The following is a 13,126-nucleotide window of genomic DNA, read 5'->3' as shown; positions in this document are numbered from 1 at the left end:
GATCGACGTGCACGTTCGGGACGGTCATTCGACGGGGGCGTCGATGGCAGCTGGGCACGTTGGGGGGGCGCCTGAGAGCGCTCATGGCACAAAGCCGGTACTCATAGAGCGGAGGAGATCCGAAATAAGAGCCGCTGCACCCCTCCCTGCGGGAAAGCTGGACGATACGTCAGACCTTTTCAGCCGACATCCAGGGATGGCCTGCGGTGAGCATGGCGATGTCCTCGATATCGGAGGTCAGAATCGTCAGCCACGTCGAGTTGCTGGTCAGACGCTCTGTTGATTCCGCGAGTGCGGCGCCTTGGCAGGAAGTTCATGGTGCCAAGGCCCCCAGTAGGGAACTCGCACGGTGCCGCCGGCGCCCCGGTAGCACTTGTCGGCCCAGCGCTCCACCCCAGCCCCCGCCAGGGCACCGATGATGCCGTGGGTTCGCGTGGCCTTGATGTCGTGCACGGATCCCGGCAGCGCGGGCGACGCCCACAGTAACCGTCCCGCCGGGTCGGCGATCACCTGCACGTTCATGCCGTGCTTCTTATGTTTCCCGGAGTGGAAGGGTTGGTCGGCGGCGATCCGGTCGATTGGCAGCAGCGTGCCGTCCACGATCACGAACGCCTTGTCGGAGGCTGTCCTCACCGCCTCGGCGAGGGTTGGAGCCAGAGCGGCCAGGATGTCGACGGCCTCGGCGATGTACCGGTAGGCGGTGGTGGTGCCCACGCCAAACCCGGCGGCGAGCTGGGCGTAGGTATGGCCGCATCGTAGATGAGCCAGCACGAGCAGCGCCTGCCGTCCGGCGGACGGCCGGCGCCATCGCGTCCCTTGCGCAAGACGACGTGCGGTCAACTCACGGGCGAGGAAGCGCAGAGCGGAGGTGGACAGATCGGCCCCGGCTGGGCAGACAAGCATGCGGAAGCTCCTGGCAGGACGGCTTGGACTCGACACGCACCCGTCTACCAGGAGCTTCTCTACGCCCGGACCCGCCCGCACCGCTGTGGCACCGCTCCGCACGCAGGTTGAGGAAACCTCAGTGGGTGTTGGGTGAGGGAGCGCGCGCGGAAGTGCTCGGCGGCGGTCACAAACGCGGGACAGTGGTCGAAGCGACGCCGATCCCCTTACGTGCCCGCGTCGTGCTCGGCTACCTGCGAGCCGGGCGCGAGCTGGATTCGGTCGAGCACGCAGCTCAGGGCCGACTCGGATTCCCCTCCGGTGTGTTCATCGAGGAGCGGTACCGCCGAAGCCCTCGCCGGGAAGAGAGTGGTCCCCTTGAACTGACCTCCACCCCCAGGAACGCCACTGGCCACACGCCTGGGTTTCTGATGGCCACCAGCCTGGACACCCAACGGCCACCCACCTGGGCATTTCAATGGCCGTTGACAGCGCCCGAGGGTGGCGTACGAGCCCGGACCGGACTGCGTCTGACCGCCCTTGGTCGTAATCAGCAGATGCTCCGGACAGGGGTGCAGTGCCTCGCGGATGATCTCCTCGCTGACGTGAGGTCCGTAGACGCCGGCGGTGTCGATGAAGTCGACGCCCAGTTCGACCGCGCGCCGCATGAGCCGGACGCACCACGGTCGGCCGGCTCACCCCAGACGCCCGGACCGACCAGTCGCATCGCCCCGAAGCCGAGCCTGTGGACGGTCTTTCCGGCGATCTCGATCGTCCCGGACGCGTGGCTGACGCGATTCTCGAGACGCCGGTCCTGGACCACTACCACACCGGCCGCTACGCGAAGATCCCCCCGCTGAAGTCCGGGCCCGCGCCGCATCCCCGCCGCACGTACCTGGCAGCCCGGCCCCGAACCCGCCCTCGACCCCGAATCCTCGCGGGCTTGCGACCGCATTGGGTACGCCCGCGTATCCAGGGTTTTCTCGGCCCCTTGCAGCGCCCTCTGCGCGGCCACTTCGGGCTCGGCACCCTTCAGGTAGGCGTGAAGGGCCTCGCGGTACGCGGTGAAGGCGGAGCCGTCCGGGCGGGCGAGGTGGGTCCGGTGAGGACCAGCGGGGCGAGGTCCTCGCGTGCGCCCCTGATCAGAGCGAAGGCGGTGGCCGTCTGCCGGCGCCCGGCACCGGCATCCTTGCCGTGCTTGGCCTGGTAGCGCAGCGTGCGGCCGTCGACGTTCACCTCGATCTCGGTGCCCGGCTCCGCCAGGGCGATGCGGAACAGGGCCGCCCCCGCGCGCGAGGCCAGCCGATGAATGGCGAGCTGGGCGTCCTCGGTGTCGCCGGGATTCCCCGCCCGCCCCTGTCCATCACGCTGCCGGGGCGCCAGACGGCGAGGGCCTCCCCGTCGGCGGGGCGAACGCCTTCCGCGGGCGTTCCTCGTACATGGCCTCGATCCGCGGGATCCCCTCGCGCTCGCAGGCGGGCCGCTCTACCACGTGAGGGCCCGCGGCGAGCGCGGCGACCGCGTCCGGCCGCCGGTTCCGTCGGTGCTTCGACCCTGAGGTCAGGACGAGGCCGCCTTCTCGAAGACCGATACCACGGTCGTGCTTTCCTCCCCGTACGGGACGCCGCTCAACGCACTCAGGCTGGCGACCCGACGCAGCCCCGACGCCTCGGCCATCTCGAGAAGCCGCTTCTCGCCGATCAGCAGCGCACGCTCGGGGAGGACGCGGATGTCCTCGTCATCGATCCAGATCTGCTTGCAGTTCCAGTACTCCCCCTCCAGCTCGGAGAAGATGACCATGCCGCGCCTGACACCGGGGTAGGGCATGAACATACTTCCCCCGTTGCCCTCCAGCTTCTTCACCCAGGGTATGTTGTGCGTCTCGGTGATCAGCAACCCGCCCGGGGCGAGATGCTCGGAGAACGTCCGCATCGCATCCATCTGGGCGGCCGGCTCCTGGAGCAACGCCAGAGTGCCGCACACACAGAGGACCAGGTCGTACTGCCGACCGTCCCGGTAGTGCCGCATGTTTCCGAGGCGCGGCACGATCGTCGGTACCGCGCGCTCGGCGAGGATCGACAGCATCTCCTGCGAGGCGTCGACCCCGACCAGTGAGGCGTCCACACCCTCCTCGCGAAGCCGTTCCGCGAGCGGGACGAGGACCCGTCCCGTGCCTGCCCCGAACTCCAGCACGGAAGGAGAGGTCCGGCCGCCGACCTGCAGTGCGAGCCATTCGATTTCCGCCGGCTCCAGATGCGGGAAGATCGAGTCGTATATGTCGGAGAACTGCTTTCCGTAGTTCCCGCTGTCCTGCAGATCGCCGGGGGTATAGGTGCCTTCGCTACCTGACGTCATGACTGGGAAACCTCCGATTGCGAGGGGAACGGGACAGTATGGGCATTGCTGCGTGACCAGCGGTCACGGGACGGGACGGAAGGCGGACACCACGGTCGCGAACCTCTCCGCGGCGAGCTCCGCCTCCTCTTCGGACATCGTCAGAGGAGGCATGAGCACGACGGTGTCGGGCGTGTAGTGGATCAGCACGCCCTGCCGCCGGCACGCGGTCTCCAGGGACGCCCGGTCCGGCATCGAGAGCGGATGCCCGTCGTGGTCCACGAGGTCGACGCCGACGTACGCTCCGAGGGCCCGGACGGACCTGACCGTGGGCACTCCCTTGAGCAGGTCGTTCAGCCGATCGTTCAGGAGCCGGCCCAGCGTCCGGCCGTGGGCCACCAGATCCTCGGTCGCGAACGCACGGATCGTGGCGAGTGCCGCGGCGCAGGCCACCGGGTGGCCGTCCGTCGTCGACGCGTGGGCGAACACCGTGCCGGTGGTGTCGAACACCTGGTAGATCCGGTCGGTCGCCAGGACGGCGCCCAGAGCCGAGTAGCCGGCCGTGATGCCCTTCGCGAGGCACATGAGGTCCGGCGCGACTCCGGAGATCTCGGCCGCGAACATCTCTCCCATGCGCCCGAACCCGGTGAACGCCTCGTCGAAGATCAGGAGGATGTCGTTCTCCGTGCAGTACTTCCGTGCGGCTTGGAGGTACGGGGTGGGCAGTGGCTGCCCGTTCCGTCCTTTCACCGGTTCGACGATCATCGCCGCGATGCGCTCCGGGCCCAACGCGTCCAACTGGGCGGCGAATTCGACACCGGATGCGTCGGTCGGCTCCGGAATGTGCTCGAAGCCCTCCGGCATCGGGCCGAAGACCCAGTGCATCATCCGCTGACCGCTCGCCGCCATGGCCGCCATCGGACTGCCGTGATAGCTGTCCCGGAGACCGACGATGAGACGCTTGTCGGACCGGCCGTTGTTCCGGTGGTAGGAGCGGGCCATCAGGATCGCGCTTTCGACCGCCGCACCGCCCGTGTGGCAGAACCGCACCCGGTCGAGGCCGGACGGGGCGATCCCGGTGAGCGCCTGCGCCAGTTCGACAACCACGGGAGCGGGCAGCTCCCAGCGCACCGTGCACACGTACGGCAACTCGCGTGCCTGACGGCTCATCGCTTCCACGACGTCGTTCCGACCGTAGCCGAGCGTCATGTTGCCCACTCCCGCGCGGGCGTCGAGAGCCCGGTTTCCCGAGGCGTCGATCAGCCAGGATCCCTCGCCCTTGACCCAGAGGTCCTGCGGACCGTTCCGGTCGAGGATCGTCGACGTGGGCACGGTCCCGTGCCAGAGCGCGTAGGCGCCCCGGTCCCAGGTACTCGGTGTCATAGCTCCGCCCCTCCCCGTGTCCGCGCTACTTCACCGGCGCCTGGACCACGGCACACGTCTGCGTGTATCCGCCGGCTCCCTGGATGAGCATCCCGTACTCGCCCGGGGCGAGGCTCTCCTCGATCGCCACCAGGTTCGCGAGGAGATCCCCGGCGCCGAGGCAGCCGGTGTCATGCTCAAGAAAGCGAGGGCTTCCTCCCACCAGTTCAGTGACGGCAGGCTTGAACATGCCCTCGCGCATGTTCTTGCTCAGGCGCGACAGTGCGATGCTGCTGAGGTCCGCGGCCTTGATGCCCGCCGTGCTCAGCGCCCGTTCGATGAGGTCATGGATCTTCGGAACGGCGAGCTTGACCATCGTTGCCGCCGCGCCGCCCTCCCTGAACTCCTTGTTGGCGCGGCGAAGGTCGATCGGGGCGCCGTGCCCCAGCGGTACGGAGGTGAACTCCGCCGAGCCGCGTAGCTGGTACTCCCACTGGGTGTCGGTCACCATGTCCAGCGCACGGAGATGGAGAAAGTCGTCGCCCTCACCGGTCCGGCCGAGCAGGGCCGCGGCCCCCGAATCCGAGTAGGCCGCGTCGTCATCGGTGAGCCACCGGTCGAAACCCGGCCCGCGGAACCGGTCCGAACTCGTCACGAGAACCGTGCTCGTGTCCGGAGTGGCGAGGAGCCACTTGGCCGCGAACTGCACCCCTACGGCGCCTCCGTTGCAGAGCTGCTGCACATTGACGGGATGCCCTTCGATGACTCCCGCCTGATGCGCGACGTAGTGGGCCGGCGACCACATGTCGAAGCCCTGGTGGTAGCTGAAGGTGTGCAGCAGAGCGCCCACGGAGTTCGGATCGACCCCGCTCTTCCCCAGCGTGGTTCGCGCCGCCAGCACGGCCATGTCGGGCGTGGCGAGGTCATCCGGAGCGACGTACAGTTCCGTGACGCCGAGGCGCTCGAAGTCCGCTGGACTGAGCTCGCCCTCGGGCCCCTTCTTGTCCTGAGGAAGCCAGACGGTCGCTGCCTTGATGCTCAACCCGGGCGCTATCACTGGATTCAGTACCTTTCTCTCGTCGTCATTGAGGGTTTCCGTGTTCTGACACGGGGGAGTTCGTCGTGCCCGCCCACCGGAACGGTGCTACGGCCGGGGAGCCTGTTCCTGATCCCGCAGGGCCAGGAGTTTTTTCCGGTTCACCTTTCCCGAGCCCGTCAGGGGAAAGCCGTCGAGCACGTGGATCTCCCCGGGCAGCATGTAACGGGGGACCTTGGTGGCCAGGTGGTCGCGGCACGCTCGGGGCGTGCAGTCCGCGTCGGCCGGCACCACGAACGCCACCACGACCTTCTCGCCCGATTCCTTCTCGGCCGTGGTGACGTAGCTCTGCTTGACGTACGGCACCTCGTTCATGAAGTGCGTGATCTCTCCGAGTTCGATCCGAAAGCCGTTGACCTTCACCTGATCGTCCAGGCGTCCCTGGAAGACGATGTTGCCGTCCCTCAGGGCGAATCCACGGTCACCGGTGTGATAGAGAACGGTCTTCTCGCCGTCGATGTCGTACTCGACGTACTTCTCCCGCGTCAGTTCGTCCCTTCCCAGATACCCGGGCGACAGCCCCGGACCGCCCAGGCAGACCTCGCCGAGCTCGCCGGCCGCGCACAGCGCACCATTCGAGACGATGTACAGGGACGTGTTCTGGATGGGCAGTCCGATCGGCAGGGCGGTATCGCCCTGGACGCTGCCCCGCACGGGGTAATACGTGGCGAACACCGAACACTCGGTCGGCCCGTACACGCTGACGACCTTGCCGTCCCCGTAATGCTTCCGCGCTCTTTCGATATGCCCGAGGGAATGCGCTTCGCCGCCGGTCAGAATGGTCTGCACGCTGTCGAGCGAGCCGGGGGATTCGTCCACGATCACGTTGAAGAGAGCCGTCGTCACGAACAGCGCCGTGGCGCCGTTCTGCTCCACGAGCCGCTTCAGCTCGGACAGCCGGATGTGATCCGACGGGTAGAGCACGCATGTCCCGCCGTTCAGCAACGCGCCCCAGATCTCGAAGGCGGCGGCGTCGAAGAACACCGACGCCAGTTGAGGGATGACGGCGTCGGGGCCGAGGGAGACGAACGTGGGGTCGGACACCAGACGGACGATGCCCCGGTGCCGGATTGGCACGCCCTTAGGGGATCCCGTCGATCCGGACGTGAAGACGATGTAGGCGAGGGAGTCCGGGTCGACCCGCAGGGGAGGGTTCTTCTCGTCGGCGTTCAGCGCCGGCAGGTCGACGGGCACCACCCGCAGATGCCGGAATCGCTCCGTCAACGTGTCGGGCGCGTCCGTCAGCAGCACGGTGCAGTCCGCCATGCCGAAGGTTCCGCCCAGGCGTTCGTCCGGCCATGTGCGGTCGAACGGCAGGTATGTCGCCCCAGTCTTGATGATCGCCAGCATGGCGACGAGCAGGCCCGGTGAGCGACTGACGGAGAGCCCCACGACGTTGCCGGCGATCACTCCGGCCGAACCGAGCCGCAGGCTCAGGGCGTTCGCCAGGCCGTTGAGCTCGCGGTACGTTATCGTGCGACCCTGGTGGACGACCGCGACGGCCTCCGGGCGACGATCGACGGCGGCTTCGAAGAGTTCCTTTAGGCTCTCGGCCGGGAAAGCGGCATCGGTCCCGTTGATCTTCCGATGAATAGAGAGAGCCTCGTCCGAAAGGGCGATCTTATTCATCCACATTCCTCAGACGTGTGTTGACGATTCGTGTCACGTGTTCCGGGTGGCTGTCCACGAAGAAATGTCCGCCGGGAATCTCGACCAGCTCGCACTGCTGCTGGGTGAACTTCCGCCAGCCGCGCATGCTCGTCCAGCCGTCGATCGCGTCGTCCCGGCTGTACAGGGCGGTGATGGGGACATCCACGCCGGAGGGGTGGCCGGGATCCCATATCTCGGCGAGCCGGATCTCGCTCCGCACCGTCGGCAGGAGCAGGCGCAACAGCCTCTCCTGGTCGAAGAGTTCCGCCGGCGTACCGCCCATGCTCGCCACCGCACCGCAGAAGTCGTTCTCCGTCATCCGGTGCATGTAGGGGCGCCTCTGGGGCACGTCGGGGCTCCGACAGCCGGAAACGAACAGCCTGCGCATCTCTCCCGGGTACGCGGCCGAGGCCAGGTGTGCCAGCTCGTAGGCCAGCCGACCGCCGAAACTGTGGCCGTAGAAGGCGTGGCGGCGGTGCAGGTACGGCGAGAGTGCCTCGAAGACGTCCTCCACCAGGGGCTGCCATCGGTCGTAGCGTGGTTCCTTGAGACGCCGGCCCCGACCGGGCAGGACGACGCACATCACCTCGATGTCGTCCGCGATCCCGTCGGCCCAGGCACGGAAGGTCTCGGGGCTGCCTCCGGCGTAAGGGAAGCAGATCAAGGTGCTGGCGGGTTCTGCCACCGTTTTGATGGGCAGCACCCACTTGCTGTCCCTCGCCGCCACGCCCACCCGGCTAGTCCGACGCCGCGTCGGCGTGCTTGATGTTCTGCTGGATGGCGGTGGCGATCTCCGCGACCCGGCTCTTGGTGAACAGCTCGTCCGCGGGGAGCGAGTCGTCGCCGAACTGCTTCTCCGCCCGCTCGATCAGCTTCACCGCGGTGAGCGATGTGCCTCCGGCCTCGAAGAAGTCATCCTCGCTACCCGATATCCGGAGGCCGAGCTGCTTGCACTCGTCGATGACCCACGCCTGAAGTGATTCCAGGGACTTGGGGTTTGCCGTCTCGCTCATGAGTGGTCTCTCCTAGTTGACGGGGAAGCGGAATCCGTTGACGGTGGTTTCGGCGAAGCGGTTGTGGCCGTACCGGTCCTCACCGGAGGTCAGCACGTTGCCGAACTTCTCCAGGCTCGCGCGCGCTCCGAACTCGTGGAGCTCGTCGGAGAACGGGTAGACCTTGACCTGCGTCGGCAGGTAGCGCGAGGCGAAGCCGAGCCGCATCTGGTCGGTTTCGCCGCTGTGCGGGTGGGACGCGTGCATGAGCGTTGACCAGAAGAGGATGAACTGCCCCCGGCGCATGACCTGGGAAACGGCCTTGGACTCGTCGGGGGACCAGTCGGGGTCCTTCTGCAGTTGCCGGTAGTCGTAACCGAAGAGACCGCGCTTGATGCCGTCCTTCTCCACCTGGTTGATGGCGTCCGGGTTGTATTCCATGATCTTCGACTCGTCGTAGTTCATGGACGTGTGCGTGCCCGGGATGAACTGGAGGCAGCCATTCTGGACGGACGCCTCGGTGAAGGCGGTCCACGCCGTGATGGTGCCTCCGAACTCGGCGTCCTCCGGCCACACGATGTGCGGGTGCTTCGCACCGTCGACGCTGGAGAAGTTGTCCGCCTGGTGCCAGTCCGTGCCCTCGTCACCCGGGTACTTGGGGAAGAGTTCGGTACGCCAGCAGAGCGTGTCGGGTCCGAGGATGCTCGACACCCGGTCCACGATCTCCGGCCTGGTGACGTGCTCACCGAGGAAGTCGACGTCGAGGTGGCGGTCGTAGCTGGCCGCCAGGTTCGTGTTGCCGGATTCCGTCTGTCCCTCGCTGTAGACGGAGTTCTTGGTGCGGAGCAGCTTCGGCCTGATCGCCTTGAGGTTCCCTTCCATCTCCTCTTCGGAGTACAGGTCGAAGGGGCCGATGTAACCGTCGCGAGCGAATTGCGCGAGCTCATCGGCGCTCAGTGTGAACTTTTTTATGCCAGCCATTTCTTCTCCTCGATCCCAATTGCGTTCCTATGCGGCGCCTGGAGAGGCATGAGGCGGAAAACTTCGAGTGTCGGCGGCTCGGCGGTCGAAGTTTCGGAAATTATGGCGAAGAACCAGAGAGGGACGCTAGCCGAGAAATTCCTCCATTGGCAACCCTGTCCGGTGGCCTGAACCGTCAATCAGGATTTATCGCCGCGCCTATGCTCGTTCACGATATCGGCAGGTGCGCCACCTGTGCGATATTAGTGTCACACCACCTTCTGTGAATTTTCCACGTCGTGATCGGCCGTCCTTTGTCGGACTTCTTGGCTGTGCCGGTGCCGGTCGGGTGCCGGTCAGGGAATGCTGCTCTCCGTCGCCATGGGACGGGAGGCCGCCGGGTCGGCCGGCAGGACACCACGACGCCGCTCGACGCGGTCGATGAGACTGAGCAGCGGTCCCGTCATCGCGGTGGTACCCAGGGCCATCACTATCAGGGCCAGGACCAGTTCCGAGGACAGGATTCCCGCGCGGTGCCCGGCCTCCAGCACGATCAGTTCGGTCAGGCCCCGGGTGTTCATCAGGGCCCCGATCCGGTAGGCCGAACCGGGACTCATGCCTCCCAGGCGGGCCCCGAGGTAGCCGCCGACCAGCTTCCCCGTGCAGCCCAGCGCCAACGTGGAGGCGACCAGCACCCAGGACGCGGCGGAGAACGTGCCGATGAGCACGGTGACACCGGTGACCACGAAGAAGACGGGCGTCAGGGCCCGCCCGGCTCGCGAGACGGCAGCCACCGGGCCGGCCCATACGGCCATGGTGTCACCGGTGATCGCCAGGCCGGCCATCGCGGCGCCGACGATGGCGGTCATGCCCAGGTGCTCGGTCAGGTACGCGATACCCACGGCGGCGGCGCCGACGGCGACCGCAGACGTCTTCGGCAGCCGCACGCACAGTCGGCGCGCGGTCCCGGTATGCAGAGCCAGGCGCAGCAGCAACGCGCCGCCGCCGCCCACGAGCAGCGCGATGCCGGACTCGCCCAGCCCCGCCAGGCTGCCCGCGCCGAGCCCGATGGCGAGGGTGAGCATGATCCAGCCGAGGCCATCCATGGCCACGGCGGAGGCCAGGGAGAACCGGCCCTCGACCGTGTCGCTCATGCCTCGGTCGCTGAGGATGCGGGACAGGACGGGAACCGCGGTGATGGACATGGCCACCGCGACCATGAGGAGGAGCGCGGGAAGTGACGCGTCGCCACGGGCTCCCTGGTCGTCGGTGAGCATGATGATGCCCACCAGCGCCGGCCCCGTGACGAGGGGCAGCGTGAAAGCGCCGCCGACGAGGGCGGAAAGGGTGCGCTTCGAAGGGCCGTCCGCGCCCAGTCGCAACTTGTGGGCGAGGCCGACCAGATAGAGCACGAGTCCGGTCTGGCCGACCAGTTTCAGGACATCGAACACGGCGGGGGGCAGCAGCGCGTCGAACAGCTCGCGGTCGGACAGCGCGAGCACGATGGGCCCGATCAGCAGCCCGACCGTGACCTCCCCGACGACTTCCGGCTGCCGTAGCCACCGGGCGAAGGTCCGTCCCGCGAGGGCCAGGAGCAGCACGGCGGCCAGCGCCGCCAGTACATGCAATGTACTTGTCAAGACCTCTGTTGCTTCCATGGGAGTGCAGCCCTTCGTGGATGTCCTGTCATGGAACGGCTGGGGGAGGCGGGCCGACGCGTGGAGCCCCCTGGCCCCGGCATGACCTGCGCATACGAAGCGCTTTTATGCGTGTATGCGTGAAGGGCTCAGCCCGGGAAAGACGGGCGGAGCATGGGAGAGGTCTCCGGGCAGGGGAGGAGGAGGCCCGGCCCGGCGCAGCGGGGCGTCGAGTGTGATCGGGAGCCGGCGCCCCCGTGCGCGACGGGCCGGGGCGGGAAGGCCCGGGCGGGGAGTTGGATCAGCGTGGCTCAACGGCGGAGTCCGAGAAGCGGAGTCCGCCGGGCGGAGCGGGGCGGCCTGGGAAGCTTTCTGCCGCAGGCGTTCGCAGGCCTGCCCCGGCGAGCGCGGAACTAGGGTCAGATCCAGTTGGATTTCTGAGCTATCCGCAGTGCGTCGATACGGTTACGCGCGTGCAACTTCGCTACTACGGACGAGAGGTAATTGCGTACAGTTCCTCGGGAGAGGTGCAGACGCGCTGCGATCTCGTCGATCGTGTCGCCGCGAGCGATATTCTCGAGGACGGAGAATTCTCTCGCCGTGAGTGGGCAGTCTTCATTGACCAGAGCGGCGACCGTCAGCTCCGCGTCGAAGACTCTTTCCCCCTGATGAACACGGTGGATGGCTTCGAAGAACTGGCGGGGGCGCATGCCTCGATCGACGACGCCACCGATGCCGGCGGCAAATGCCTGCCGCACGATCGACCGGGTGGAAGCAGTGACGAGCAGCATGCTTCGACAGTTCGGGAGGCTGGCGATTGTTTCGGCTATGGCGATGGCGTCGCTGTCCGCGCCCTCTAAGCTGAGGAGCACCACATCGGGGCTGTGTAACTCGGCGAACTCCAGTGCGCTGAGATTGTCATCCGCCGATCCGACGACTCGGATGTCTTCGTGCCGCTCCAGCAGTGCTGTTAGCCCGAAGCGTGATAAATGCAGGCTATCGGACATGAATACATCGATTTTCACTCGTCCCCCAACGTAGTTTTTCGATCATCAGCCGACCCATCGGGCCTTCAGCCCTTCTCGGCGCCACTGTGAAAGCTCGCCGCTCTTCGAGCCCGTGTCGATCCGATCGGCGACAGTAGCCCGCGCTGAGAGTAACACTGGTGTGCGAAGGCGCAATGCTTTATTGGCGCGGCTGCTAAACCCGGTGAAACGGACACAATGCATTGAATGCAAGGGCGAGTACGCTAAACGGAAGCGCCTCGCGGCGGCCTTCGTGAGGGGTGCGGACGCCGGAAGTCGCACTGTTCTTTCGGCGTTCTGGAGTGATCGAACTTCCTCTGCTACGTCCGAATCCGGACGGAGAGGCGGAGCTCCTGAGAAAGTGGAATATTATATTCCATGAGTGTCTATCCCCCGGTTCTTCTATCCGTCAGTGCAGGCCACGTTAGTGGTGGTCCCGCTGATTGTCACTCTCGTCACACAGTGCACAGGCGTCACCTGTGGAACTTGATCACTTCCGAATCGGGCGTATGCCGAATGAAGTCTCCTTCACCCATGCGCCGGGCGTGCCTGCCGCAATGTTTTGTTGAAAGGTAAAGAGTGGCTCGGCCTGCCGCCGAGTGAGCGGCATCCTCCGCCGAACCCGGCGGAGGCCGTGGAAGGCCGGCGTCGCGACCCCCGCCGTGCCTCCGATCGACTGGGGGTTGCAAAACCGGTCGGTCTTCATCCTAGGCCAATGGGCGCAGATCGAGGGCTGAAACAGGTTGTTACTCGCCAGTCGTGCGGGCGTCCCTCCGGCGCGTGCAGCATTAACCGCAAGTCGTGAGAACTGCATATGAGAGCGGGTGGGGTGGGCGTTGTAGCGTGGGGTCATCCGATCAACGTTCGCCATCCGGCGACCCGGGCCAGAACGCAATCACGCCGACATCTGGCCGATTCCCGGTGTTCGGCCTCTCCGCCGTTCCCGCGACCTCGGCACGTCCGATTCGCTCCGCACGGTGCACGTCGCCGCGATTCGGCGCCGCCGCACTCACGCGTTCGGGTTCCCGGTGATCCTCCGCCCGTTCGCACCGCGCCCGGTGCGCGGTCCCGAATGACGGTGTCCTGCCCGCCTTCGTCACGGTCGACGCGACCGTACGGTCCGACGCGCCCCACCCGGCGAACCGGGACCGTACGGGTCTGAATCCGCACACCACCCGGCTGGTGTGA

10 protein-coding genes and 2 pseudogenes are annotated in these 13,126 nt (G+C 66.7%); all 12 read right to left on the bottom strand.

The window, feature by feature from the left end; translation table 11 throughout:
• Positions 1-321: 321 nt before the first annotated feature.
• Positions 322-903: pseudogene (locus tag OG329_RS03455) on the bottom strand (transposase family protein); the annotation flags it as partial.
• A 470-nt stretch (positions 904-1,373) separates the two neighbouring features.
• Positions 1,374-1,705 (bottom strand): annotated as a pseudogene (locus OG329_RS03450) (aldo/keto reductase); the annotation flags it as partial.
• A gap of 209 nt (positions 1,706-1,914) precedes the next feature.
• A complete protein-coding gene (locus OG329_RS03445) occupies positions 1,915-2,118 on the bottom strand; it encodes a hypothetical protein (protein WP_405792683.1) in 204 nt (67 codons plus the stop codon).
• A gap of 324 nt (positions 2,119-2,442) precedes the next feature.
• On the bottom strand, positions 2,443-3,237 hold the full coding sequence (locus OG329_RS03440; protein WP_405792682.1) for a class I SAM-dependent methyltransferase: 795 nt from the start codon (positions 3,235-3,237) through the stop codon (positions 2,443-2,445).
• Positions 3,238-3,300: 63 nt separating this feature from the next.
• The gene (locus OG329_RS03435) at positions 3,301-4,599 is read right to left on the bottom strand and encodes an aspartate aminotransferase family protein (protein ID WP_405792680.1); all 1,299 of its coding nucleotides are present in this window, start codon (positions 4,597-4,599) and stop codon (positions 3,301-3,303) included.
• A 25-nt stretch (positions 4,600-4,624) separates the two neighbouring features.
• Entirely contained in the window at positions 4,625-5,620 is a 996-nt protein-coding gene (locus OG329_RS03430; protein WP_405792678.1) for a ketoacyl-ACP synthase III family protein, read from the bottom strand.
• A gap of 102 nt (positions 5,621-5,722) precedes the next feature.
• Positions 5,723-7,303, bottom strand: a complete 1,581-nt coding sequence (locus OG329_RS03425) for an amino acid adenylation domain-containing protein (RefSeq protein ID WP_405792676.1) — start codon at positions 7,301-7,303, stop codon at positions 5,723-5,725.
• The gene (locus OG329_RS03420) at positions 7,296-8,009 is read right to left on the bottom strand and encodes a thioesterase II family protein (RefSeq protein WP_405792675.1); all 714 of its coding nucleotides are present in this window, start codon (positions 8,007-8,009) and stop codon (positions 7,296-7,298) included. Before OG329_RS03420 ends, OG329_RS03425 begins: the two co-directional genes overlap by 8 nt.
• Before the next feature lie 52 nt (positions 8,010-8,061).
• Complete coding sequence (locus tag OG329_RS03415; RefSeq protein WP_405792674.1) at positions 8,062-8,337, bottom strand: phosphopantetheine-binding protein; 276 nt, start codon at positions 8,335-8,337, stop codon at positions 8,062-8,064.
• 12 nt (positions 8,338-8,349) lie between these two features.
• On the bottom strand, positions 8,350-9,297 hold the full coding sequence (locus OG329_RS03410; RefSeq protein ID WP_405792672.1) for a chlorinating enzyme: 948 nt from the start codon (positions 9,295-9,297) through the stop codon (positions 8,350-8,352).
• A 335-nt stretch (positions 9,298-9,632) separates the two neighbouring features.
• Positions 9,633-10,916, bottom strand: a complete 1,284-nt coding sequence (locus OG329_RS03405) for a cation:proton antiporter (RefSeq protein ID WP_405792670.1) — start codon at positions 10,914-10,916, stop codon at positions 9,633-9,635.
• A gap of 416 nt (positions 10,917-11,332) precedes the next feature.
• Positions 11,333-11,938: a LuxR C-terminal-related transcriptional regulator gene (locus OG329_RS03400; RefSeq protein WP_405792668.1), complete on the bottom strand. Its 606-nt coding sequence runs from the start codon at positions 11,936-11,938 to the stop codon at positions 11,333-11,335.
• Between the last annotated feature and the right edge of the window lie 1,188 nt (positions 11,939-13,126).

Origin of the sequence: Streptomyces sp. NBC_01506 (genome assembly GCF_045040295.1) — a bacterium.
Taxonomy (GTDB): Bacteria; Actinomycetota; Actinomycetes; order Streptomycetales; family Streptomycetaceae; genus Streptomyces.
The sequence above is the reverse complement of the archived record's forward strand: the minus strand, read 5'-3'. Positions and strand labels throughout refer to the sequence as shown.

Bases quoted from the DNA above. Each gene is read 5' to 3' on its own strand.
- OG329_RS03440 (WP_405792682.1), bottom strand. From the start codon at position 3,237: ATGACGTCAGGTAGCGAAGGCACCTATACCCCCGGCGATCTGCAGGAC.
- OG329_RS03415 (WP_405792674.1), bottom strand. From the start codon at position 8,337: ATGAGCGAGACGGCAAACCCCAAGTCCCTGGAATCACTTCAGGCGTGG.
- OG329_RS03410 (WP_405792672.1), bottom strand. From the start codon at position 9,297: ATGGCTGGCATAAAAAAGTTCACACTGAGCGCCGATGAGCTCGCGCAA.
- OG329_RS03425 (WP_405792676.1), bottom strand. From the start codon at position 7,303: ATGAATAAGATCGCCCTTTCGGACGAGGCTCTCTCTATTCATCGGAAG.
- OG329_RS03435 (WP_405792680.1), bottom strand. From the start codon at position 4,599: ATGACACCGAGTACCTGGGACCGGGGCGCCTACGCGCTCTGGCACGGG.